Source organism: Fibrella aquatica (assembly GCF_041321135.1).
GTDB lineage: Bacteria > Bacteroidota > Bacteroidia > Cytophagales > Spirosomataceae > Fibrella > Fibrella aquatica.
Map to the genome: position 1 here is coordinate 40,766 of NZ_JBGGWF010000014.1, position 24,352 is coordinate 65,117.

21 protein-coding genes are annotated in these 24,352 nt (G+C 49.2%); all 21 read left to right on the forward strand.

Annotated features, from left to right (window positions below; genetic code table 11):
* Nucleotides 1-198 precede the first annotated feature (198 nt).
* The 21 genes from ACAW87_RS22690 (at nt 199) to ACAW87_RS22790 (ending at nt 24,287) form a co-directional block, all read left to right on the forward strand.
* Nucleotides 199-1,134: a PstS family phosphate ABC transporter substrate-binding protein gene (locus ACAW87_RS22690; protein ID WP_370725941.1), complete on the forward strand. Its 936-nt coding sequence runs from the start codon at nt 199-201 to the stop codon at nt 1,132-1,134.
* A gap of 95 nt (nt 1,135-1,229) precedes the next feature.
* The gene (locus ACAW87_RS22695; protein WP_370725942.1) at nt 1,230-3,014 is read left to right on the forward strand and encodes a tetratricopeptide repeat protein; all 1,785 of its coding nucleotides are present in this window, start codon (nt 1,230-1,232) and stop codon (nt 3,012-3,014) included.
* 116 nt (nt 3,015-3,130) lie between these two features.
* On the forward strand, nt 3,131-3,712 hold the full coding sequence (locus ACAW87_RS22700) for an adenylate kinase (protein WP_370725943.1): 582 nt from the start codon (nt 3,131-3,133) through the stop codon (nt 3,710-3,712).
* 97 nt (nt 3,713-3,809) lie between these two features.
* Entirely contained in the window at nt 3,810-4,811 is a 1,002-nt protein-coding gene (gene obgE / locus ACAW87_RS22705) for a GTPase ObgE (RefSeq protein WP_370725944.1), read from the forward strand.
* 107 nt (nt 4,812-4,918) lie between these two features.
* Nucleotides 4,919-8,527: a T9SS type A sorting domain-containing protein gene (locus ACAW87_RS22710; RefSeq protein WP_370725945.1), complete on the forward strand. Its 3,609-nt coding sequence runs from the start codon at nt 4,919-4,921 to the stop codon at nt 8,525-8,527.
* Between the two features lie 100 nt (nt 8,528-8,627).
* Entirely contained in the window at nt 8,628-10,841 is a 2,214-nt protein-coding gene (locus ACAW87_RS22715; protein ID WP_370725946.1) for a sialate O-acetylesterase, read from the forward strand.
* Between the two features lie 47 nt (nt 10,842-10,888).
* Nucleotides 10,889-11,263, forward strand: coding sequence for an NADH-quinone oxidoreductase subunit A (locus ACAW87_RS22720; RefSeq protein ID WP_370725947.1), 375 nt, complete (start codon nt 10,889-10,891; stop codon nt 11,261-11,263).
* Nucleotides 11,264-11,359: 96 nt separating this feature from the next.
* Complete coding sequence (locus tag ACAW87_RS22725) at nt 11,360-11,905, forward strand: NADH-quinone oxidoreductase subunit B (protein ID WP_370725948.1); 546 nt, start codon at nt 11,360-11,362, stop codon at nt 11,903-11,905.
* Between the two features lie 31 nt (nt 11,906-11,936).
* On the forward strand, nt 11,937-12,437 hold the full coding sequence (locus tag ACAW87_RS22730; protein ID WP_370725949.1) for an NADH-quinone oxidoreductase subunit C: 501 nt from the start codon (nt 11,937-11,939) through the stop codon (nt 12,435-12,437).
* A 109-nt stretch (nt 12,438-12,546) separates the two neighbouring features.
* Nucleotides 12,547-13,791, forward strand: coding sequence for an NADH-quinone oxidoreductase subunit D (locus ACAW87_RS22735; protein ID WP_370725950.1), 1,245 nt, complete (start codon nt 12,547-12,549; stop codon nt 13,789-13,791).
* Nucleotides 13,792-13,801: 10 nt separating this feature from the next.
* Nucleotides 13,802-14,302 carry an NADH-quinone oxidoreductase subunit NuoE family protein gene (locus ACAW87_RS22740; protein WP_370725951.1) on the forward strand — a complete coding sequence of 167 codons (501 nt, stop codon included), beginning with the start codon at nt 13,802-13,804 and terminating at the stop codon, nt 14,300-14,302.
* Nucleotides 14,303-14,331: 29 nt separating this feature from the next.
* Nucleotides 14,332-15,372, forward strand: coding sequence for a phytanoyl-CoA dioxygenase family protein (locus ACAW87_RS22745; RefSeq protein ID WP_370725952.1), 1,041 nt, complete (start codon nt 14,332-14,334; stop codon nt 15,370-15,372).
* Between the two features lie 22 nt (nt 15,373-15,394).
* On the forward strand, nt 15,395-16,735 hold the full coding sequence (nuoF, locus tag ACAW87_RS22750) for an NADH-quinone oxidoreductase subunit NuoF (RefSeq protein WP_370725953.1): 1,341 nt from the start codon (nt 15,395-15,397) through the stop codon (nt 16,733-16,735).
* 197 nt (nt 16,736-16,932) lie between these two features.
* Nucleotides 16,933-18,567: a hypothetical protein gene (locus ACAW87_RS22755; RefSeq protein WP_370725954.1), complete on the forward strand. Its 1,635-nt coding sequence runs from the start codon at nt 16,933-16,935 to the stop codon at nt 18,565-18,567.
* Between the two features lies 1 nt (nt 18,568).
* Entirely contained in the window at nt 18,569-19,309 is a 741-nt protein-coding gene (locus ACAW87_RS22760; protein ID WP_370725955.1) for a glycosyltransferase, read from the forward strand.
* 10 nt (nt 19,310-19,319) lie between these two features.
* Nucleotides 19,320-20,324 (forward strand): STELLO glycosyltransferase family protein, encoded by a 1,005-nt coding sequence (locus ACAW87_RS22765; RefSeq protein WP_370725956.1) that lies wholly within the window; start codon nt 19,320-19,322, stop codon nt 20,322-20,324.
* Nucleotides 20,325-20,434: 110 nt separating this feature from the next.
* Nucleotides 20,435-21,511, forward strand: coding sequence for an NADH-quinone oxidoreductase subunit G (locus ACAW87_RS22770; protein ID WP_370725957.1), 1,077 nt, complete (start codon nt 20,435-20,437; stop codon nt 21,509-21,511).
* Nucleotides 21,512-21,598: 87 nt separating this feature from the next.
* Nucleotides 21,599-22,756, forward strand: coding sequence for an NADH-quinone oxidoreductase subunit NuoH (nuoH, locus tag ACAW87_RS22775; protein WP_370725958.1), 1,158 nt, complete (start codon nt 21,599-21,601; stop codon nt 22,754-22,756).
* Nucleotides 22,757-22,855: 99 nt separating this feature from the next.
* Nucleotides 22,856-23,416, forward strand: coding sequence for a NuoI/complex I 23 kDa subunit family protein (locus ACAW87_RS22780; protein WP_207329917.1), 561 nt, complete (start codon nt 22,856-22,858; stop codon nt 23,414-23,416).
* A 119-nt stretch (nt 23,417-23,535) separates the two neighbouring features.
* Nucleotides 23,536-24,093, forward strand: coding sequence for an NADH-quinone oxidoreductase subunit J family protein (locus ACAW87_RS22785; protein WP_370725959.1), 558 nt, complete (start codon nt 23,536-23,538; stop codon nt 24,091-24,093).
* Between the two features lie 62 nt (nt 24,094-24,155).
* On the forward strand, nt 24,156-24,287 hold the full coding sequence (locus tag ACAW87_RS22790) for a hypothetical protein (protein WP_370725960.1): 132 nt from the start codon (nt 24,156-24,158) through the stop codon (nt 24,285-24,287).
* The last annotated feature ends 65 nt before the right edge of the window (nt 24,288-24,352 follow it).

Here is a 24,352-nt window from a genome sequence, read left to right on the forward strand (position 1 = left end):
ATCATTACCGACGGCCCTTTTCGCTATGCATTGGCTGTTCTGTTAATTCTCTACGGGGCTTTCCGGGGCTTCAGAGCGTTTCAACAGTTTCGTAGTCAATAGGTGCGCTAGTTATCGTTCATTTTTTGTGGAAAAACCGTTGTCGGCGCATCTAATAGGTGTATAGGCAACGGTTTCTCTGCCTTACCACTTACACGATTGATCTCACGCACACGCCCCCTAGTCGGTATTTTGCTTATAGGCGCACTCTTGTTTGGATGCAAAGAAGAGAAAAAGCTGGATAGTCCCTCGCAAGGGCAGATTACAGTAGCTGCCGATGAATCGTATCAGCCACTTACCGAAGAAATTACCAGAACATACGAGTTGCTTTATCCAAGAACAAAATTTGAGCTGGTCTTTAAACCAGAGCGGGAGGCAATACGTCTAATGCTTGAAGACAAAGCCAGAATTTGCATTGTCTCGCGCAAACTAACAGCCAATGAGCAACGTGGCCTGGACCAGAATAAAATAGTGGGGTCAGCAACCCGAATTGCAACAGATGGTGTAGCACTGATCATTAACAACTCAAACACCGATTCGTTGATGACGGTCAGTGAGCTAAAGAATCTGTTTACCAAACAAATTACCCAATGGTCGCAGTTAAAGGGAGGAAATCAGACAGGGCCCGTTACGCTGGTGTTTGATAATCCCAATTCTAGTAACCTGGATTATGTGCTGAATAAATTTGGGGTGAAAAACCTCGACGGACTGCGGATCACTACGGCCAACTCAAATAAGGGAGTGATTGATTACGTAAGGCAACATCCCGACGCCATAGGGTTTATCGGGGTCAACTGGATTAGTGATGGTGACGGAGACGTATCGGCCGAGCTGTCGAAGAACATTCGGGTTGTGGGGCTTTCGCAGAAAGAAAACCCCGGTTCACGGGCTGATTATTTTCAGCCTTTCCAGCAGGCATTGGGATTGAAAGATTATCCGCTGCGTCGTGATGTGTATATTTTGAGCCGTGAAGCCCATCCTGGTTTGGGCAGTGGGCTAACCAATTACCTGATACGGGATGCCGGCAGCCTGTTGATTGAAAAATTAGGGCTTTGGCCTCAGGTGCCGTACAATAGAGAAGTACGTTTCAGATAAGCAGACGTTTTTTTCTGTTTGAACGCAATTTTTTAGTTTTGCACCTTGTTTTACGATTAAAGCACCCTCGTTTTACTAACAACCTACGAATGCGAATGAACCAACCCAAAAACGCCCTGCTAGCCACCTTATTTTTAGGGGCTGCAACGTTGGTACCAGCCACCGCTCAGGATATTGCATCAGGTTTGAAAGACCTTGAGGCAGAGCGCGTTCCGAAGGCGGAGCAAACGTTCAAGCAATTGGCGTCCACGGCTCCAACCGCCGAAAACCAGTTTTATCTGGGCTATTTCCTCTTGAAAACCGGAAAAGCAGACGAAGCGAAGGCGGCCTTTGAAAAAGGATTAGCAGCTGATCCCAAAAATCAGCTCAACAACGTAGGTCTGGCCGGAGTGGCTCTGACTAAGAAAGATCTGACCACGGCCAAGACAAAAACTGACGAAGCCGTAGCTGCAACCAAAGGGAAAAACAGCGATGTGCTGTTCCGTGCGGGCGAAATGTACACCCTCTTCGAAGGTGATAAGGGAGTCAACGATCCGGCGCGCGCCATTGAGCTGTTGGAACGGGCTAAGGTACTGGACAAAAAAAACCAGAACGTTGAGATTCCAATGGCGATGGGCGATGCCTATACCCTGCGGAACGAAGGCGGACCAGCCGTTAGCCGTTACGAAGACGTTATTGATGGCCCATTGGCCGCTGTGTCGAACAATACAACAAAGGCCGAAGCAAACGCTAAAATCGGTCAGTTGTATCTGCGGAGTAAGCAGTATAAGCTTGCTCAGGAGTTCTTCGAAAAAGCCTTGGCTGCTGACCCTGAATTTGCTCCTACGTATCGTTCGTATGCCGATGCGCTGGTTGGTTCAAGGGCCTACAAAAAAGCATCGGAGATTTATGACAGGTACGTTCAGAAAAGTGGCACACAAGACCCGGAATTGTTGCTGAACGTAGCTAAGTACTACTTTCTGGCTGGCGAGCACGAAAAGTCGCTTGCTTATCTGGACAAGCTGAAAGGGCAGGTGAAAGACCCTATCATTGACCGTATGACCGGTTGGTCGAGTGTGGCTCTTGGCCGTAACGAACAGGCTGTTCAATCGTTGGGCAAGTTCATTAGCACGGCTCCAGAGAAGGTGATCTTCGATGACTATAAATACCTGGGTCGCGCTCAGGCGCAACTTGGTACACCCGAAGGTGATTCATTGAGCATTGTGAATTTGTTGCAGGCTGCACCAAATGATACAACAGAGAACCTTTACAAAGAGGTAGCCGACAAATACTATGCAACTAAGCGGTATGATAAGTCGGCAATGTACCTCCAACAGGCTATCAACAAGGAAGAGAAACCAAGCAATAACGATTACCTGAAGCTTGGCCTTTCTTACTATCAGTATGGTTTCCAGGTTCCGAAGATGATTGCTGATACTGCACAACAACAGGTTGCCCGTAAAATGGCTTTTATGCAGGCAGACTCAGCATTTGCTAAGCTTGCTGAGAATGCAGAAAAAATAGGTACTCCTTACCCGCTGGCCTATTATTACCGTGCTCAGTCGAATTACTTCGCGAATGGTCGCGAGGCTTCATTGGCAAACGGTTATCCTGTACCTCTTTACGAGAAGTTTATCGAACAGGCACTTGTTGCACAGGCAAACCCGGAAACAGGTGCTACCACGCGTGATCAGAACCGGAAGTACCTGATCACCGCCTACCGGTACCTGATTCAGAACAGCATTGCCAAGAAAGATGATGCGAAGGCAAAAGAATATGCCAACAAAGTGCTTGAACTGGACCCGAACGATAAGGAAGCGAAAGAATTTTTGAATCCAACACCGGCGGCACCAGCTAAGCCAGCAGCAAAAGCGGCTCCTAAAAAAGGATCTGCCAAGTAATAGTTGAGAATGAGTTTATGCAGAGGGCGCAGGCAGGTTTGTCTGCGCCTTTTCGTTTTGTAAATTTGTCGCCGTTGCTTTTTCAAACGCAACCTCGCATCCCCCTTCGTAGCCGCATGCTCAATCTTGTACTATTTGGTCCGCCGGGTGCCGGTAAAGGCACACAGAGTGAAAAACTAATTCAGCAATATCAGCTTGTACACCTATCAACGGGTGACTTGTTGCGGTCGCAAATAGCCGCAGGAACCGAATTGGGCCTGCGCGCTAAATCACTAATGGACCAGGGTCTGTTGGTACCCGACGAGGTGGTGATTGGCATGATTGAAACCAAGTTAACTGAAAACCAGTCGGCGGCGGGCTTCATTTTCGATGGTTTTCCCCGCACGGTCAAACAGGCCGAAGCGCTGGATACTCTTCTTGAACAGCACGGAACAGGCATTACAACAATGGTTGCGCTGGTTGTTGACGAAGAAGAGCTGATTCGTCGTTTATTGAAACGGGGGGAGACATCAGGTCGTCCGGATGATAAAGACGAAATAACGGCCAGGCGCCGGGTGAGTGTATATAATAACGAAACAATGCCCGTTGCTCAACATTACGAACAACAGGGTAAGTATGCCGCCGTCAGTGGTATTGGTACTATTGATGACATTTTTGATTTAGTCTGCCAAAAAATTCAGCAGGCACAACTTAACTAACCGCGCGTTTGTCTGTTTGCGTTTTTGTGTGTTCGGTTGTGCTGAAGCATAATTGAATCGCTGGACAGGCAAACATGCAAACAGACAAACAACTACTGTGGCTTCATCAAACTTTATTGATTACGTAAAAATAAATTGCCGGTCGGGGCATGGCGGCGCGGGGTCTATGCACTTCCGACGTGAAAAGCACGTACCTAAAGGTGGGCCCGATGGTGGCGATGGCGGACGCGGAGGACACATTATTCTGAAGGCAAACTCTCAGTTGTGGACCTTACTCCATCTAAAATATCAAAAGCACATCAAAGCCGATTCGGGCAACGGAGGTGAAGGAGGTCGCCGAACAGGAGCCGAAGGAGCAGACGTTTATATTGAAGTTCCGCTGGGGACCATTGCCAGGCATGCAGAGACCAGCGAAGTATTGGCCGAACTCACTGAAGACGGTCAGGAAGTGATTCTGCTACCGGGCGGACGGGGCGGCATGGGTAACTCACACTTTAAGTCGGCCACTCAGCAAACACCGCAACACGCGCAACCGGGTGAAGCCGGCCAAGAAGAATGGGTTATTCTTGAACTCAAATTACTGGCCGATGTGGGTCTCGTTGGTTTTCCTAATGCAGGTAAATCCACGCTATTATCGGTGCTCTCGGCGGCAAGACCCGAGATTGCAGATTATCCTTTCACAACGTTAGTCCCTAATTTGGGCGTTGTGGCTTACCGGGATTACAAATCGTTTGTTATCGCTGACATTCCCGGTATCATAGAAGGGGCTTCACAAGGAAAAGGGCTCGGGCTACGTTTTCTGAGGCACATAGAACGTAATTCTGTACTCCTGTTTCTTATTCCGGCAACCAGCGAAGATATAGCCGGCGAGTACCAGATACTGGCCAATGAGCTCGTTGCGTTCAATCCGGAACTGGCAGACAAAACCAGAATACTGGCTATTACAAAGATTGATTTGGCCGATAGCGAGATGATTGACCAAATACAAAATAATCTGCCGGCCAATGTACCGACTTTGTTTATTTCGTCCGTTCAACAAAAAGGTCTTACCGAATTGAAAGACCTGCTCTGGAAAATACTTACCACCACTGTTGATTAAACCTGATACCAAATTTTCACGAGTTCCGGATGTAGTATCGCAAACGCAACTCACCCTGGCGTGTTTCTTAGCATGGCACTGCCAACCAAATGGACTCCTCATTGCCCATGAAACAGTTCGCGTTCTGCATTACCATCGTACTTTGTTTAGTTAATACGCTGGGCGCAGTTGCCCAACTCAACGTATCCTTTCCAGTCACTCGAGCCGTATTTCAACGAAACTCAGCCAATACAGCATCAGTCAGTATCACAGGCACTTACTCAATTGCTATTACACGAATTGAGGCACGGGCTGAAGCGAGAAACGGACAAGGTACCTCTACTGATTGGCAAACCATTGTAGCCAGCCCGCAGGGTGGGGTTTTCAATGGGTCGCTCAGTATGCAGGGAGGTTGGTATAATCTGTCGATACGGCTCATGCGCGATAATCAGGTGGTGGGTCAGCAAACCATTGAGCGTGTAGGGGTTGGAGAAGTGTTTGTCATTGCCGGTCAGTCAAATGCAGAAGGACGGCGGCGCGACACTGAATCGGCTCAGGACGACCGGGTTAATTGCGTAGATTACAAATATGAGGTGGAGCAATATCCTAACGACGCTCCTTTTCCAGTATTTACCCATCTGGATGGACCGAAAACTATTGCACCAAGAGGAATTGGCTCTTGGTATTGGGGAAAATTGGGCGACTTGCTTGCTGCTCGGCTGAACGTACCTGTGCTTTTTTTTAACGCAGCTTTTGAAGGTACAACCGTACGAAATTGGGCGGAAACAGCCACCGGTAACACAACAATAAGCGATTATTTACCCGAACCTTACCCACTCAAGCACCCCTATTTTCCCCTTAAACTAGCTCTGCAGAATTATACGAATATGCTGGGTGTGCGTGCAATTTTGTGGCATCAGGGCGAATCAGACAATCAATTTGATACCCCAACGGCCCTATACGTAGAAAGGTTACAAACTGTAATCAGACAGAGTCGCGCTGATTTTGGCAAAAATATTCCCTGGGTAGTAGCCCGTGCATCGTATCGGGATGCTTACTCAGATGACCCCAGGATTATTGACGGTCAAAATCTGGTAATTGCCAACGGGTCAAACATTTTTCCCGGTCCAAACACAGACAATATTCAGCGCCCCCGCTCGCGTGCACCCCTGTTTGACGATGTTCATTTTGACAATAATGGACTGCGTGATGTAGCAACAGCCTGGAATGCTAGTCTGACAGCGGAGTTTTTTAATAATGCTGTACCTATTAGTCCGGCTCCGGTTCCGACCATAACGGTGAGTTGCGCTGCTAACAATGCTGTAACGTATGCGGTCACCAACTACCAGCAAGTATTCTGGGAATCTGGAGAAACAGGACAATCGGTGACCAAACCGTCAGGTACCACCGTAAGAGCTAAGGTGAAAGATGCGCTTGGAAATATTCATTACACGCCATTTATCAGTAGTACTCCCGCTCCAGTTATTCAGGCCGATGGCCCTACCCGTTTTTGCGAAGTGGGTCAGGTGAACCTCACCAGCAACGTTGACCAAAACATTGTCTGGAGCAATGGTTCGGCGAGTAAGACGATCAACGTAACCAGTACCGGCACATACTCGGTATCGACAAGAGATATCAACGGCTGCACGCTGACTTCTAACTCAATTGCAGTCTCGATTAACCCACTACCGGCCAGGCCTACTATCACTACCGAAGGAGCGCTTACATCTTGCCAGGGAGATAATACAACCCTGGTGGCTAGCCCGGCAGCCAGTTATAGGTGGAGCAACGGCGAACGTACCCAGCGTATCGTTGTTGGGCAAACGGGCGGGTATTCATTAACCGTAGCCGATGAGAACGGCTGTGCTTCACCGCCATCTTCGGTGATAAACGCCACAGTTAATCCTCGTCCTAATCCACTCACTATCAGTTTTAACGGACGCACTACATTTTGTGCCAACGAAACATTGACACTCACGGCAACTCCCGGGGTGGAATCAGGATACGAGTGGAGCAATGGTCAAACTACACCAAGCATTGTAGTGCAACAGTCAGGCAATTATACGGTTCGTACGCGCAACTCGTTTAATTGCCCATCGGCGCCATCTAACGTGGTTCCTGTCATCGTAAATGCTTTGCCAACTACTCCTATCGTAAACAGTAGCCGATCAACCACTCTCTGCCAGGGCGAGAACACGCTGTTGTCGGTAGTAAATACATCTGCTGCCAGCTATAATTGGAGCAATGGTGCCCGCACGCCACAACTCACTATTACCCAGCCAGGTAACTACTCGCTGACCATCTCCGACGAAAACGGCTGCGTGTCGGCCCCATCGAACAGCATCGGGATCATTGTTAATCCAGTGCCGTCTATCCCACAAGTAACAGCTAGCGGTCGGACCATTTTCTGTGCCAACGAATCGGTTACACTGACGTCAAGCCAGGAGAATGCCTATGAATGGAATAGCGGTCAGGCAACGCAGAGTATTGTTGTCACCCAGTCGGGGAGCTACTCGATACGTACCCGAAATCAATTCAATTGCTTTTCAGAACGCTCCGGCCCAATCAACGTAACGGTAAATCCACTGCCTGCTACACCAATTATAGCCAACGAGCGCCCCACCACATTCTGTCAGGGTGACAATACGGTGCTGACAGCCAGCCCGGCAGTAGCATACAACTGGAGTACAGGTGAACAAACCCAGCGTTTAACCATTTCCCAAAGCGGTAATTTCTCACTGACCGTTTCAGACGCCAATGGATGCGTGTCTTTACCATCGGTGGTAGTGTCTGTTGTCGCCAATCCGTTACCTGCCACGCCGCAACTCACAGCTAGTCGCTCAACGACTTTTTGCGCCAATGAAGCGGTTGTCCTCAGTTCGACAACCGAAGCCAGTTACCTCTGGAGTTCAGGACAGACAACCCGCACCATCAACGTGACTGAATCCGGTACCTATTCATTACGTACCCGAAATCAGTTTAATTGCGAGTCTGCTCAGTCAAACATTGCCACCGTATTAGTTAACCCGTTACCCCCTGCGCCCAACCTCACTGCCAGAGGATCGCTCACTTTCTGTGAAGGAGCCAGTGTAACGCTGCTGACCAATTCTCCGCTCAGTACATCCTGGTCAACGGGAGAGTCCACCCAGAATCTGGTGGTTCGTCAGTCAGGGACTTATACCGCTCAAATTCGGGATGCAAATGGATGCTACTCGCCAGCGAGTCTACCCCTATCGACCACCACAAGGGCTAGACCTGAGGCACCACAACTGGCTCAAATTGGCACGTACCTGCTAGAGGCAAGCGGCGCTCCTGCCAACGAGCGCTACTATTGGCAACGTGATGCCGATTCGCTTAACATAGCAACTGCGCAACTGCGCGTATCGCAGAGCGGTGTATACAGCGTACGAACCGCACTTACGTATTCGCCATCTCTTGTCTGTTTATCAGTACCGTCTGACAGCTATACGTATCAGCTACCCAACACCAATCAAAACATCAGCGTCTATCCAAACCCAAGCAGTGACGGTAATTTCTTGATTGAAGCGCTGGCTGACCTCAGCAATACGGTAATTACCGTTTACACGCTTGCCGGCCAACAGGTATATCAGACAACCATCACATTACTGAACGAACGGTATCCACTTTCGCTCTCATCGCTTCTTCCGGGGCCATACATTATCGCTATCCGGTCGGGCAACAATAGAGTGACTAAACGCATACAGATCGGTCTGTAATAATCACCGGTAGAACACGTTAACTTTGTGGCCTATCGGTAATTGAACTGATGGTGTTATTTGGGTAATTTTAGAGTCTCCATTACCCGCCAACTAACTTATGAACAGTATACGTATGCGCTGGAATTTTTACGTAATTATAGCTTTATTATTCAGTTATTCATCTATTGCTCAGACTGTTAGTACTGGCATTAAGATTACGTACCCAGAAAGTCGCGCCGTTTTTCAGCGAGATAACGACAACACGACTACTCTCTCTTTATCGGGGAGTTACTATCAACCGGTCGATAGTTTGCAAGTGCGTTTACTGGCCGAAGTGGCCGGACAGGGAATCAACACGCCCTGGAGAACTTTTCAGCGATCGGCTCAGGGAGGCGTTTTTCAGGGTTCGGTGAAAGGTACCGGCGGTTGGTATAGGCTGGAAGTACAGGCATTCTATAACGGCTCAGTGGTAGCTACCGATGTAATCCGTAAGATCGGCATTGGTGAAGTGTTTATCATTACCGGCCAATCCAATGCACAGGGTTTTCAAGACTTTGGGGCGGTTGGGGCTGCCGATGACCGAGTTAACTGTGTTAGCTATAACAACACGCTTGCCAACTCGCTGGGCGATCCGCCCGCGCCAGTATTTGAGCAACTAAGTGCTACGTCCGTAATTGGTATGCGGGGACAAAGTGCCTGGTGTTGGGGCCGACTTGGCGATCTGCTGGCTCAACAGTACAACGTACCTGTTTTATTTATCAATACAGCCTGGGCAGGAACCACTATTCGCAACTGGATAGAAAGCTTCGATGATAAGGTAACCAAAAATATTTTCGCTCTTGGTACCCCGAACGAAAACCTCCCGCGAGGAATGCCTTACGCCAACCTGCGTATCGCTTTGCGTTACTATTGTTCGTTGCAAGGGCTACGGGCTATTCTGTGGCATCAAGGAGAAACAGACAATGTGCCCCTCAATCTGGAACGTGAAGAATATCGGCGTTTATTGCAGAGTCTCGTTGATAAAACCCGTACAGACACCAACCGCTACCCGGCCTGGATATTAGCCCGTGCATCAAGAAACGGCAGTCTCGATGGCACTTGCTTTAATAACTGTAATGGAAATCAGGACTGTATAGATAAATGTCCGTACATATTTACTAACAGCGAGAAAATCACCAGCGGGCAAACTGATATTATCAATTCTTTCAGCAACAACGTATACGCAGGGCCCTTCACCGATAATATTCAACCTAACCGACCCGATGGTGTTCACTTCACCGGCGACGGATTGATTCAACTGGCACAGGCTTGGTATCAGAGCATGAGCCCAGTGTTTTTTGCCAGTTCAATTCCCTTGCTTCCAACCATACAGCCCCTCATAAGCGTCGCCTGCGGTCCGTCAGAAAACAGCGTGAATGTTACATTGCCAGCGGGCTATAGCAGCTACACTTGGCGAACAGGCCAAACTGGCCGCAACCTGACCATTACGCAACCAGGTCAGTATCAGGCAACGCTGAAAAATGCAGATGGCAACACGTTTTTGTCGCCGACCATCGATGTTCGTCTTCCCATTCAACCGGTTGTTCCTGTTGTTTCGGTGGCAAGGCGGGAGGGAGTGGCTGCTGCTTCACAACAGCAAATCTGTGCCGATTCGGTTTTGTCGCTTGTGGCTGGCGTTACGCCTCAAAGCGCCGCTCAATGGAGCAACGGCATCAATCAACGGATACTGAACGTAGGTAATCCAGGTACGTATAGCGTGAGAGCCGTGAACATATACGGCTGCCGTTCAGCCAGTTCGCCGGGTATCACACTAACTGTGCGCCCTAAACTGGCAACGCCAACTATCGAAAAAATCGGCGTGTATTCGTTGCAGGCAACTTTACCTGCATACCCTAATAATGAGCAGTTCGACTGGCGGCGGGGCTCAGCGTTCCTGAATAACCAGAATGGAGCGGTGGCTAAGGCAGTACTTAGCGGCCCTTACACAGCGCGCGCCAAAGCAACATTCACTCTGGCTGGCGTACCTGACTTGACCTGCTATTCTAATTTCTCGAACGAAGTACTGTTCGAGTCGACCGAGAATTCTGAAGGATTAAGTGTGTACCCAAACCCCAGTGCCAACGGTTACATTGCGGTAGAGACAATCGAGGATTTGCAAAACGTTGATCTGACGGTACATACGTTGGGGGGGCAGCTTGTATTCTCGACCAAAGTGCCATCGTTCAACGAGCGTAAACTCATCAACGTATCCGGCCTAACGTCGGGTCAGTACATTGTTCGTCTAAAAACGGCAGGCTTCGACGTAGCCAAACGCGTTCTCGTTATCCAGTAAGCCGTTTTATAGCTAACTTGCAGTCTATTTTAAAGCCGTTCAACAGCATGAACACAGCGTCGTATTTACCCTCCGATTACATTCCCATCTTTGTTCAGTTAGCGCTGGCTCTTGGGTTCATCATCGTCACGATGATTGTTACGCACAACATTGGCCCGAAGCGAAACAGCCAGAAGAAAGATGACCCCTTCGAGTGTGGCATTCCAGCGCAGGGCGATGCCCGCGCCCCTATCTCGATCAAGTATTTCCTGATTGCCATTCTATTCGTTTTATTCGATGTAGAAGTAATCTTTTTGTACCCCTGGGCTGTTAACTTTCTGAAGCTTGGCACCGCCGGGTTTATTCAGATGATTTTGTTTATGGGCCTGCTTTTAGCTGGTTTTTACTACGTTATCCGAAAAGGTGTATTGAATTGGGAATAATCAAACGAGTTTGAGGTTTGACGAGTAAGGCCTGGGTGACCCATCAACAGGTACGCTGCCCTTCCACGTTGAACCCTGAACCTTGAACTTATTATTATGTCATCATCTATTAAGATGGTAGAGGGTCCGGAAGGCCACGAAGGCTCGGGTTTCTTTGCTACTTCACTCGATAAAGTTGTTGGTATGGCCCGGGCTAATTCGCTCTGGCCTTTACCATTTGCCACCTCATGCTGTGGCATCGAATTTATGGCCACGATGGGCTCTCACTACGACATTTCCCGGTTCGGATCTGAACGTCCCAGTTTTTCGCCCCGGCAGGCCGACCTGCTGATGGTGATGGGAACGATCGCTAAAAAGATGGCACCGATCGTGAAACAGGTTTACCTGCAAATGGCTGAGCCCCGCTGGGTTATGGCCATGGGCGCTTGCGCCAGCAGCGGTGGCATTTTTGATACGTATAGCGTGCTGCAAGGTATTGACCGAATCATTCCCGTTGATGTGTACGTTCCCGGCTGTCCGCCCCGCCCTGAGCAGGTTATCGAAGGACTAATGGAGATTCAGGAAATGGCTCGCAACGAATCCACCCGTCGGCGCAACACAGACGAATATCAGTTGCTGTTGAATTCATACGGCATTCAGTAACCAGTCCGTGTGTTATTAAAACTTATTCACTATGCTCACTAACCAGGCTGTAGCCGAAGATCTGATTAAGCAATTTGGCGCCGATGTGTACGATTTCGACGAGCCTTATGGCCTTCTCACTTTATCGGCAACACGCGAGCAAATTGTCCCTGTTCTGCTCTATCTGAAAGAGCATAAGATCTATAAGATCAATTTTCTGACCGATATAACGGGCGTTCATTATCCAGATGAGTCGGGTCGCGAATTTTGTGTAGTCTATCACGCGCACAGCCTGACCGAAAATTTCCGGGTACGTGTCAAAGTGTTTCTGGCCGAAGCAGATCTTCATATTCCCAGTATGACGGTGCTCTACGCTTCGGCCAACTGGATGGAACGCGAAACGTTTGATTTTTACGGAATCCTGTTCGATGGTCACCCCAATCTGACCCGCATATTGAACATGGAGGAAATGGATTATTTCCCAATGCGAAAACAGTATCCGCTTGAAGACGGCACCCGGGAAGATAAAATTGATGCCCTGTTTGGACGGTAAAATTTGTTAGTTAAGAGTTAGAAGTGAAGAATTAAGAGTTGACATCAACTGCCATTTTCACACATATCAACTCTTAATTCTTCACTTTTAACTCTTAACTCTTTCAGTTATGACCACTGAAGATCTTAGCATAGATGCCGTTGGGGCACGTAATACCCCAGCCACCCCGGAAGGCCCTATTCAGTACGTTAATGAACTAACGACACTGAACTTGGGGCCTACGCACCCGGCTACCCACGGAATTTTCCAGAACATCCTGCAAATGGATGGTGAGAAAATTGTGTCGGGCGAACAGACGATTGGTTATATCCACCGGGCTTTTGAAAAGATTGCAGAACGGCGACCATTTTACCAGATCACGACCCTTACTGACCGGATGAACTACTGTTCTTCACCGATCAATAACCTCGGCTGGATGATGACCGTAGAGAAACTTTTGGGTGTACAAACGCCCAAACGAGCCGATTACATCCGGGTGATTATGATGGAATTGGCCCGTATCTCCGATCACCTTATCTGTAATGGTATTCTGGGTGTAGATACAGGAGCCTTCACTGGTTTCCTGTACCTCTTCGAAGAACGCGAGAATATCTACGAAATCTACGAAGAGATGTGCGGTGCCCGTCTGACGACCAACATGGGTCGGATTGGAGGCATGGAGCGGGATCTTTCTCCTGAAGCAATCCGTAAGATCAGGAAATTCCTCAAAGACTTCCCTCCGGTGATGAAAGAGTTTGAAAAGCTCTTTAACCGCAACCGTATTTTCATGGACCGTGTGGTTGACGTGGGGCCAATCAGCGCTGAGCGGGCGTTGAGCTACGGCTTTACCGGGCCTAACTTACGGGCTGCCGGTGTCGACTACGACGTGCGGGTTATGAATCCGTATTCGTCATACGAAGATTTTGAGTTCGAGATTCCTGTTGGGGAGAACGGCGACACCTATGACCGGTTCATGGTGCGTAACGAAGAAATATGGCAGAGTCTGCGCATTGTAGAGCAGGCACTCGATAAATTACCCGAAGGCCCTTACTACGCTGATGCTCCTGAGTACTACCTGCCGCCCAAGCAGGAAGTGTATAAAAACATGGAAGCGCTGATCTACCACTTCAAGATCGTCATGGGCGAGATTGATGCCCCGGTGGGTGAGGTGTACCACGCGGTAGAGGGCGGAAACGGCGAACTGGGTTTTTACCTGATCAGCGATGGTGGACGTGCTCCTTATCGCCTGCATTTCCGTCGGCCAAGCTTTATCTACTATCAGGCATTTCCAGAGATGTGTAAAGGCACAACCCTGTCAGATGCCATCGTAATTATGAGTAGCCTGAATGTGATTGCAGGCGAATTAGACGCGTAGAGAACCATCCATGACTACTGAAGCAAATCCTAACGTTGCCTTCACGCCCGAGCGGCTGGCACTGGCAAAGGAAATCATTGACCGTTATCCGGCTGGTAAACAAAAATCAGCGCTGTTACCACTGCTTCACTTGGTGCAGGAGCAAGAGGGCTGGACCAGCCCCGAGGGCATGAATATGGTGGCAGCCATGCTCGATATTGAACCCATTGAGGTCTACGAAGTGGCGTCGTTCTACACGATGTACCACCTTGAACCGGTGGGTAAACATGTTATCGAATATTGTCGTACCGGACCATGCTGTTTAATGGGAGGCGAAGACGTATATGGTCACCTGAAGCAAACCCTCGGTATCGAAGCCGGACAAACCACTGCAGACGGTTTGTTTACCGTGAAAGAAGTAGAGTGCCTGGCTGCCTGTGGTATGGGACCAGTATTCCAAATTCGGGAACAGTATTACATGAACCTGACCAATGAGCGAGTTGACGAGATCATTCGTGAATTAAGTGCCTGATCCAGTCTATTCAAAAACCGCTTCAAACAATGGAAAGTAAATTCAAAGACAGACTACGTCGGCTATATCGGATGGCCAAGCACAAGCTGAATGATCCTCAACGGGATTTTGAAGCCGATACGTTGCCTTGGATCGACCGCCCCGGTGCTGATATCGATGCCTTCCTGGCTCGTTTTAACGTACCTGCCGACTTTCCGTATGATTTGAAAGCGTTGCTGGTGCAATGGCGTGATCAGGGATATGTTGTGCTGGAGGGAGCATTACCAACAGCGATGGTTGATGGCCTATGGCAGGAAGTTGAGCACACAATTGAACAGCACGATCAGCATTCGCTGAAGGCGCTGGTTTATCAGTTCAACGATCAGAAAGAGACCCCGATTAAAGACGTACCCAAAGAGAAACTCTCGGGCATTGGATCACGATTGCTGGAATATCATAATAGCTCGGTAGCAGCCAAACGGGTAATGACTTATCCGCACATTGCTACCTTCTTGAAAGCTGTTTTCGACGAACCGGTCAGCGTGCTGCAAAGCCTCATATTCAAGTACGGCAGTCAGCAGGATACCCATCAGGATTTCCCCTGGGTACGTTCCAAAATCGCGTCTCATTTGGCCGCCGCCTGGATTCCGCTCGAAGATGTAGACGCCGATTCTGGACCGCTTTATTATTACCCTGGTTCGCACCGGATGCCTAAGTTTGACTTCGGTACGGGAATTCTTTACAAGCCCGATTCCTTTTATTCGCCCGACCAGTTTTCAAAATACTTGGACAAGACCTGTAAAAAGCTTGGTATCGAGCGAAAAACGCTGTTGTTGAAAAAAGGGGATTTGTTACTGTGGCACGGTGGTTTAGCGCATGGCGGCAATCGAATTGGTAATGATGCGCTAACCCGTAAATCATTTGTTTGTCATTACTCTACAGTGCGTTCCTACTCGAAACATCGTAATGAAGCGCCCGGCATTGAGTCGTCTCCGGTGAATTATTACAATGATATTGCCATTTACGTGAATCCCGAAAATCCGGCTGAAGAAGATAAACTGGCTGAGATGGAATCTGCAAAAAACGTCTAATTGGTCTTGTAAAACCTTTCGTATGGGCAAGAAAATATTAACCGAACACATCAACGTACCTGGCATCGAAACACTTGACGTGTACCGGAAACAGGGCGGCTATTCGGCCGTTGAAAAAGCGTTGAAAACCATGACTCCCGAGGGTGTGGTGGAGGAAGTAAAAAAGGCGGGCGTTCGTGGTCGTGGGGGCGCAGGCTTTCCAATGGGCATGAAATGGAGTTTTCTGGCCAAGCCGGAAGGTGTACCCCGTTACCTTGTGTGCAACGCAGATGAGTCGGAGCCGGGTACGTTTAAAGATCATTACCTGATGAAAAATCTCCCTCACGTACTCATCGAGGGAATGATCATTTCGTCGTTTGCACTGGGGGCCAATACTTCATTCATCTACGTTCGCGGTGAACTGATGTATGTGATCAAGATTCTGGAAAAAGCGATTGCCGAAGCAAAAGCAGCCGGTTTTCTAGGGAAAAATATTCTTGGCAGCGGCTACGATTTGGAACTGGTTGTTCAGCCCGGTGGTGGCGCTTACATCTGCGGGGAAGAAACAGCATTACTTGAATCATTGGAAGGCAAACGGGGCAACCCTCGCAATAAACCACCGTTTCCGGCGGTGAAAGGCCTCTACCAATGCCCAACGGTGGTGAACAACGTAGAGTCAATTGCTACAACGGCCTGGATTGTCAACAACGGAGGTGATGCCTATGCCGCCATTGGCATTGGTCGCAGCACAGGTACAAAACTCATTTCGGCATCGGGGCATATTAAAAAGCCCGGTGTGTATGAAATTGAACTGGGTGTTCCGGTCGAAGAATTTATCTATTCCGACGAATGGTGTGGCGGTATTCGCGATGGTCATCATCTGAAAGCCTTGGTAGCCGGCGGTTCATCGGTACCCATTCTTCCCGCCGAACTGGCCCTGAAGTTAGCCAATGGTGACCCTCGCCTGATGAGTTACGAGTCACTCTCTGAAGGAGGTTTCCAGACAGGTACTATGCTTGGGTCGGGTGGGTTTATTGTCTTCGACGAAACGGCTTGTATTGTTCGCAACACCTGGAATTTCAGTCGGTTCTACCACCACGAATCGTGCGGGCAGTGTAGCCCCTGCCGCGAAGGAACAGGCTGGATGGAGAAAGTACTACACCGAATTGAACACGGCCACGGTAGCATGCACGATATTGACCTGTTGGTTGATGTTGCCAAAAAAATAGAAGGAAATACCATTTGTCCGCTTGGCGATGCCGCAGCCTGGCCCGTTGCCAGTGCCATTCGCCATTTCCGCGACGAGTTTGAGTGGCACATCACCAATCCGTTTGAGGCCACCCAGCCTGGGGCTGTTTATCAGGGCCATATGGCGCTGGTATAAGCCGATTCAGGAGCATACAGTAGAGGGCAACTTACATTCGTGAGTTGCCCTTTTTATTGGGTACGTACCCGGTTTTGCCTATAGAGTTGGCCAGCCCTAAACCAGTCGATACGGCCCAACGGTTCCCCCGAACGCTCATAAATTTCTGCCTAATGGCCGGAAAGCATTAACTTGCAATTCCATTACCACTACCCATTATGCCTACTGGACGAGTGAAGGATTTTGCGGGCATCCTTTTTGTACTGCTAAGTAGCTTAGTGCTGACCTATAAAATTACCCATCGTATCGACGTTGTTGCTACCGACGACGATGTCTATTTTCACAATGGGCTCATTGCTACCTGGCAACAGTTACCGCCCATTCAGATGGCTCCGCTATTTAGTGCCTGGTACCTCTTTATTCATCAGTTCACTGGCGACGTTATCAATACCTATTACGTAAGCTGTCTGTTGCTCTCTATAATACCCGGTCTTTTATTCTACAGTCTGCTACGGAGTTTGACAGTGAGTGTGCTAATCAGTGCCGCTCTGGCTATCTGTTTTTTATTTTCCCAGCTTAACCTGCCGTTGCAACCTAAAGTATCGGTTTTTACCATGCTTTTTCTGATGGTGGGTCTTATCATAGCCAATTATCAGAAAGGGCCGGTTACTAAGTTGACCACGGCTGCCGGTAGTGCCCTGTTGGCTGCCTATGGCCGCCCCGAATTTTTCCTCTCGTTCCTGCTACTCTGCTTGATTGCCTTAGGGTATTATGTCTGGCAACGCCGACGTACTGCTCAAAAGGTGCCCTATGCGTTGCTTGGCATTATGAGCATGGCGGCTTTGCTGGTCATTTTTTTGGGTTCGCCTCTGGCCGGAGGGCGGAGCATTATTGCTTTCGGGCAACATTTTGCGCTCAACTATTCGGTTTGGCACCCCGAAATCCCGGCTTCGCCCTGGATGCATTCATCCTTGTTTATCAAGCACGGCTTTGGCCGGGAGGTTACTTCTATGACCGACGCTTTTTTCCTGAATCCGGGTCTTTTCATGCAGCATATTGGTGCCAATGTGGTCAATTTGATCAAGATTACGGCGACCAACCTTTTCGATATACTCATCAATCCCTGGCTGTCGATGTTCGTTTTTCCCGGACGGCGCTATGTGCTGATTGCGTTGGCACTGTTGTTGGTTGGCCTGGTAAGCTGGCCTCAGACATGGCGGAGCGTACGGTTGCGAGTAGCTCAACACGGGTGGTACTGGCTGTGCGTAGCCGTAATGCTCGTTTCTTCCTATATATCCTGCGTTCTGATTTATCCGCGCGAGCATTATATCCTGTTTCAGATGATACTTTACCTGAGTGTAGCAGGAATTTTGCTTCATTCGGTTGTTTTTCGCCCCTTACCTGCTCTCCCTGAACTGGTTCGTTATGGTGCCTTTGGCGGTGTATTGCTCTTCTTTCTCCTGCCACACTGGCGGGTAGCGAACCAGCCTAAACCAACACCAACGGCCGATTTGTTGCATTTTCTGCAAAAAATACCGGTAAATGGTGGCATCAGCATGACCGGTAACGACCCGTTGATGTACAATCTTTATCTGGGCGACAACTGGCAATTTTGGTACCTTGAACGGTATTATCCTAAAAATATGAAGCAATTCTTCGAGCAGTTTAAGATCAATTGCATTCACATTCGGCCCGACATGCTGGAGACGTATAAAAATGACCCTTTCTTCACAAATTTGATCGCCAATCCGGCAATGCTGAATTTTGTCCGGTATAACACAGGCAAAGCTGACCAGTATGTATTGGTTAGAAACCAATCACTATCTCTAGCCTCTACTCCCCACCCTTACTGACGTGCTTTTCTACGAAAATAACTTCGCCATTGTAACACCGATGGCGAACGAAGAGAAAGAATTTGCTGAGTATACCTCGGCACTGGCCAACGAATTAGACAAGCTACAGTGCGGGTGCGTCTATATGGTAATTGACAGTGTTACCAAAGACCAAACCCTCGATCTGGCCAGAGCCCTGTCGGCGCGTGATAAGCGGTTCGTAACCATTTGGGCCCCCGAAAATCGAAATATTGTCGACGCTTACTTGCGGGGGTACCGTGAAGCCCTGAAAAATGGTCACGATATTATTATCGAAATGGACGCGGGCTTATCTCACGATCCACGGGCAATTCCAATGTTTCTGCGAGTACTGAACGAGGGCAATGAATGCGCCTTCGGTAGCCGGTTCATCAACGGGGGGTCAATATACCAGTCTAATTTCAAGCGTACATTCCTCTCGAAGATTGGCACCTATATGTCGAATATCTTGCTGGGAAGTAGTATGCAAGATATGACATCCGGTTTTCAGGGATTTCATGCCAGCACGGTAGCTGAGTTTACAGCCTATCCATTAAAATCGACGGCCCATTTTTACCAGACAGAATTACGTTACCTGCTACGTAAGAAGCGGTTTGCCGAGATTCCCATTCATTACCGTGCGCCTTCGCCCAGTGTGTCAGAAAAAGCGATTAAAAACTCATTGTCTACACTTTGGTATTACTTTAAGCTACGCCTTGCGGGCAAACCAGCGCTGATCGAGTAAGTAAAAAAATATGAACGATAATACATTTTTAGTCATCACCTCGATTTCGGCACCCAATGCCGTATTAACCGATTGTGCTGACCAGTCAGTAGCCCACGGCGTACAATTCGTAGTGATGGGCGATACCAAATCGCCCGCTCAGTTCGACCTGTCGGGATGCGATTTCTGGGATATTGATCGTCAGTTGACGTTGCCTTTTTCGTTGGTCAATGACCTGCCAACACGCCACTACGGTCGGAAAAACCTGGGGTATCTGGTAGCCATGCAACAGGGGGCCGAAGTGATTCTGGAAACCGACGATGACAACTACCCGCGCGCCCCTTTTTGGGAAAACCGGCAACGTACCCACTCTGCTCATAATCTTACCGAAACGGGTTGGACAAACGTCTATAAGTACTTTACCGATAAGCACATATGGCCACGCGGCTATGCGCTGGAACACCTGCATGACCCACTTCCCGAATTGCCGGGAATGACCGACGTGCTTTGCCCTATTCAACAGGGACTGGCCGACGAAAACCCCGACGTCGATGCCATTTATCGGCTGACGTTGCCGCTTCCGGTTTCCTTCGACAAACGGGATAACGTAGCTCTGGGGAATGGTGCCTGGTGTGCGTTTAACAGCCAGAATACCACCTGGTTCCCGGAAGCATTCCCGCTTTTGTATCTGCCATCGCACTGTAGTTTCCGGATGACCGACATCTGGCGTAGCTACGTAGCCCAACGGGTAGCCTGGACCTGTGGCTGGAGCATTCTGTTCCACAACGCCACCGTTTGGCAAGAGCGGAATGAGCATAACCTGATGCGCGATTTTGAAGATGAGGTTAGCGGCTACACACAGAACCTGAAGATTTGTAGTGACCTGGCGGCATTAGACTTGCCATTGGGGACCGAACATATTCACGATAACCTGCTGCGCTGCTATCAGTTACTAACCGATAAGAACTACGTGGGTAAGGCCGAAATGCCTCTGGTAGAAGCCTGGGTATCTGACCTCCGAAAGTTGGGTTTCTGACGGTTGAATCGTTATTTTTGCAATAAAGAAAAGTCGTTTGCCAGAGTAGACAACTTTTCTGTCGTTCTATAATTGGCTCCCCTTTTGGGCAAGCGAACTGCCTTCACAACATGGTTGATAATCAAGTTCAGTTAGTTAAAGTAACCGTCGACGGCATTGAGGTCGAAGTTGAACCGGGAACTACTATTCTTCAGGCAGCCCGTAAGATTGGTCCCGAAGTAGCACCGCCGGCTATGTGCTATTACGAACCCCTGAAAGGGAGTGGTGGTAAATGCCGCGCCTGCCTGGTACGAGTAGCAGCCGGATCGACCAAAGATCCCCGGCCTATGCCCAAGTTAGTTGCTTCGTGCATTACGCCTGTTCAAGATGGTATGGTAGTTGAGAACTTCTCGAATCCAGCCGTATTGGAAGCCCGTAAAGGGGTTGTCGAGTTCTTACTCATCAACCACCCGCTCGATTGCCCGGTGTGCGATCAGGCTGGCGAGTGCGACCTGCAAAACTTCGCGTTTGATCACGGTGCGGCACAAACCCGCTACGAAGAGGAACGCCGTACGTTCGAGAAAAAAGACATCGGGCCGTTCATTCAACTGCACATGACGCGCTGTATTCTGTGCTACCGTTGCGTGTATACCGCCGATCAGATCACCGAAAAACGGGTGCACGGCGTGCTGAACCGGGGGGATGCATCGGAGATAGGTACGTATATCGAAAAAGCGATCGATAATGATTTCTCGGGTAACGTGATCGACGTTTGTCCCGTAGGTGCCCTGACTGATAAAACGTATCGCTTTAAAAACCGGGTGTGGTTTACCAAGCCCGTTGATGCTCACCGCGACTGCCCAACCTGCTCGGGCAACGTATCGCTCTGGTATAGGGGCAACGAAGTAATTCGGGTAACGGCGCGCAAAAACGAATGGGGCGAGGTGAAAGAGTTTATCTGCAACACCTGTCGCTTCGACAAGAAAGAAACCACCGATTGGGTGATTGAAGGACCAACCAAGATCTCGCGGGCGTCGGTTATTTCAGCCAATAAGTACCGTAAAGATCTGACGGTCCCATCATTCGGAGCCAAACTGGCAGCTGCTCAGTACAAACCCATCGACGATGCGCGGGATACCTCACAATTAGATATCCAGCAATTACCACCCGAACGGTTTGCCCCAACACTTCCTTCGGCAAAAGAATAGATTTTAGACATTGGATTTTAGATATCAGACTTTTGTACAAGTAACGCTAGTCCAGCATCTAAAATCCAGCATCCATCGCCCTTACTAATGGATCTTACCATTCTCATCATTAGATCGCTCGTCATTCTGGCCATTTTCGGAATAACGCTGCTGATTGCCACTTACTCAACCTACGCAGAACGTAAGGTGGCGGCTTTTTTGCAGGATCGCATCGGGCCAAACCGCGCGGGACCGCTGGGTTTGCTTCAACCCATTGCCGATGCGGGTAAAATGTTCTTTAAAGAAGATTTTATCCCGGCACAGGCCAGCAAATGGCTGTTCATTCTAGGTCCTTGTTTGGCCATGCTTACTGCCCTGATGTCGAGCGCCGTTATTCCATTCGGCGATAGCATCCGCTACGGAAGTTACGACGTAGCTGTACAAGGCATTGATGTAAACGTGGGGATTCTCTACGTGTTTGGCGTGGTTTCGCTAGGTGTGTACGGCATCATGATTGGCGGTTGGGCCTCAAATAACAAATTCTCGTTGCTGGGTGCTATCCGGGCCGCTTCGCAGAACATTAGCTATGAAGTGGCGCTTGGCCTGTCGATTATTGCTATTCTGATGATGACCGGCTCGCTGTCGTTACGGCACATCGTGGATGAACAAGCTAACGTTTGGGAGTGGAACGTATTCACACAACCGCTGGGCTTTATTATTTTCCTGACCTGCGCCTTCGCCGAGTGTAACCGTACCCCGTTTGATTTGCCCGAGTGCGAAACAGAATTGGTGGGTGGTTACCACACCGAATACAGTTCTATGAAACTGGGCTTCTACCTGTTTTCGGAGTATATCAACATGTTTACGTCATCGGCAGTGATTTCAACGCTGTATTTCGGCGGGTTCCACTACCCGTTCATGACGCAGGTACACGATGCGCTGGTAGGTTCATTGGGTAACGTGGCCGGGCACAACGTGGCTACGCTGATCGGTACAGTCGTTTTCTTCGGTAAGATATTTTTCTTTATCTTCTTCTTTATGTGGGTACGTTGGACAGTGCCCCGGTTCCGCTACGATCAGTTGATGAACCTCGGCTGGAAATCGCTGATTCCGTTATCCATCCTGAACGTGATTCTAACGGGTGCCGGATTGCTCTACAACATAAAGTACGCAACCTGGTTAATTGTCATTGTGATGGTGGTATTAGCCGCTACCAACGCCATCAAAGCACCACGCCGACGCCCTGCTGTGTTGCCGCAAGTTTAACTAAGTTCAATGTCTAAAGTCTAACGTTCAATGTTGCGCTGCCAAGTGGCCAGAACAGGCTACATTGAACGTTAGACGTTGAACTTTAGACCGCTAAAAATGCTAACGAACCGATCAAAACAGGTCAGTAATAAAGAGATGACGCTGGCCGAGCGGATGTATCTGCCCGCCATTCTTGGTGGACTGGCCATCACGATCCGGCACTTCTTCATGAAGAAGGCGACCATTCAGTACCCCGAAGTAAAGCGGTATCTGGGACCAGTTTTCCGGGGTCATCACGTGCTGAAACGCGACGAACAGGGCCGTGAACGCTGCACAGCCTGCGGTCTGTGTGCCGTTGCCTGTCCGGCCGAAGCTATTTCTATGGTAGCTGCCGAGCGGAAAAAAGGGGAAGAAACGCTGTACCGCGAAGAGAAGTATGCCGCGGTGTACGAAATCAATATGTTGCGTTGCATCTTCTGCGGCCTCTGCGAAGAAGCTTGCCCCAAACAAGCTGTTTACCTTCGTCACGACCGGATGGTGCCCGTAGTAACCAGCCGCGACGGAGTGATCTACGGTAAAGATAAACTTGTTGAAAAACTCGACGACCGGTACGTTCGTAATAACCCGGATGTTAAAGCAACACCAACAGAGCCAACCCTGTCTCGTTCGGTAGCTTAATTGTGCGTTTGTAGTTTGTTGTGTGTGGTTTGTGGTTGCGCTGCTGAGTCACGAACTGGTAGCCTTGCCGCGCAACCACAAACCACAGACAACAAACCACAAACTATAAAGACAAACACATGAATCAATTCGACTCTTTCCTGGCTCACCTGAAGACGTTGACCGCCGCCGGTTATATGTTTTATGGTCTTGGTCTAGTTACCCTGCTGAGCGCGATCACGGTGGTGACGGCCCGTAACCCAATCCATAGCGTACTGGCGTTGATCTTTACGTTCTTCTGCCTCACAGGCCACTACATGTTGCTGAACGCTCAGTTTCTGGCGATCGTCAACATTATCGTATATGCCGGGGCTATCATGGTACTGTTTCTCTTCGCCATCATGTTCCTGAACCTGAAACAGGATGATGAAGAATCGAAAGTGACGCTGGCCAAAACCGCCGGTGTGATTGTAGGGGGCGTACTCATGGTATTGCTGCTCTCGATTTTCAATGCGGCCCCCGTGGGTACGTACAACCCAGGTACGTTCGACGCCCAGACCGGACTGGTCGAACGCCTCGGTATAGTGCTTTACAGCGATTATATTCTGCCGTTCGAGCTAGCCTCAGTGCTGTTTCTGATTGCTATGGTCGGCGCGGTTATGCTGGGTAAACGCGAATCGGGCGATCCGCATTTCTGAACACAACTGCACCGATTTTTACGTAACGAAAGCTGCCTAAGGGCAGCTTTTTTTTTATAAACATGACCACCAACGCACCTAAAACACTCCGCCTTCTTCTGGGCGACCAACTCAATAGTCAACACTCCTGGTTCAGGGAAGTGAACCCCAACGTCATTCGGTATGATTGGCATGATGTACCGCGTTTAGGATAAGATGAAGACCGCTGACAAAATCGCCATTCTGGAACAGGCGCAAACGTACCTGACACAACTAGAGA

Coding starts and splice junctions, on each gene's coding strand:
- ACAW87_RS22720 (WP_370725947.1), top strand. CDS start 10,889: ATGAACACAGCGTCGTATTTACCCTCCGATTACATTCCCATCTTTGTT.
- ACAW87_RS22770 (WP_370725957.1), top strand. CDS start 20,435: ATGGTTGATAATCAAGTTCAGTTAGTTAAAGTAACCGTCGACGGCATT.
- ACAW87_RS22785 (WP_370725959.1), top strand. CDS start 23,536: ATGAATCAATTCGACTCTTTCCTGGCTCACCTGAAGACGTTGACCGCC.
- ACAW87_RS22700 (WP_370725943.1), top strand. CDS start 3,131: ATGCTCAATCTTGTACTATTTGGTCCGCCGGGTGCCGGTAAAGGCACA.
- nuoF (WP_370725953.1), top strand. CDS start 15,395: ATGGGCAAGAAAATATTAACCGAACACATCAACGTACCTGGCATCGAA.
- ACAW87_RS22735 (WP_370725950.1), top strand. CDS start 12,547: ATGACCACTGAAGATCTTAGCATAGATGCCGTTGGGGCACGTAATACC.
- ACAW87_RS22725 (WP_370725948.1), top strand. CDS start 11,360: ATGTCATCATCTATTAAGATGGTAGAGGGTCCGGAAGGCCACGAAGGC.
- nuoH (WP_370725958.1), top strand. CDS start 21,599: ATGGATCTTACCATTCTCATCATTAGATCGCTCGTCATTCTGGCCATT.
- ACAW87_RS22765 (WP_370725956.1), top strand. CDS start 19,320: ATGAACGATAATACATTTTTAGTCATCACCTCGATTTCGGCACCCAAT.
- ACAW87_RS22695 (WP_370725942.1), top strand. CDS start 1,230: ATGAACCAACCCAAAAACGCCCTGCTAGCCACCTTATTTTTAGGGGCT.
- ACAW87_RS22755 (WP_370725954.1), top strand. CDS start 16,933: ATGCCTACTGGACGAGTGAAGGATTTTGCGGGCATCCTTTTTGTACTG.
- ACAW87_RS22790 (WP_370725960.1), top strand. CDS start 24,156: ATGACCACCAACGCACCTAAAACACTCCGCCTTCTTCTGGGCGACCAA.
- ACAW87_RS22730 (WP_370725949.1), top strand. CDS start 11,937: ATGCTCACTAACCAGGCTGTAGCCGAAGATCTGATTAAGCAATTTGGC.
- ACAW87_RS22710 (WP_370725945.1), top strand. CDS start 4,919: ATGAAACAGTTCGCGTTCTGCATTACCATCGTACTTTGTTTAGTTAAT.
- ACAW87_RS22715 (WP_370725946.1), top strand. CDS start 8,628: ATGAACAGTATACGTATGCGCTGGAATTTTTACGTAATTATAGCTTTA.
- ACAW87_RS22745 (WP_370725952.1), top strand. CDS start 14,332: ATGGAAAGTAAATTCAAAGACAGACTACGTCGGCTATATCGGATGGCC.
- ACAW87_RS22740 (WP_370725951.1), top strand. CDS start 13,802: ATGACTACTGAAGCAAATCCTAACGTTGCCTTCACGCCCGAGCGGCTG.
- ACAW87_RS22780 (WP_207329917.1), top strand. CDS start 22,856: ATGCTAACGAACCGATCAAAACAGGTCAGTAATAAAGAGATGACGCTG.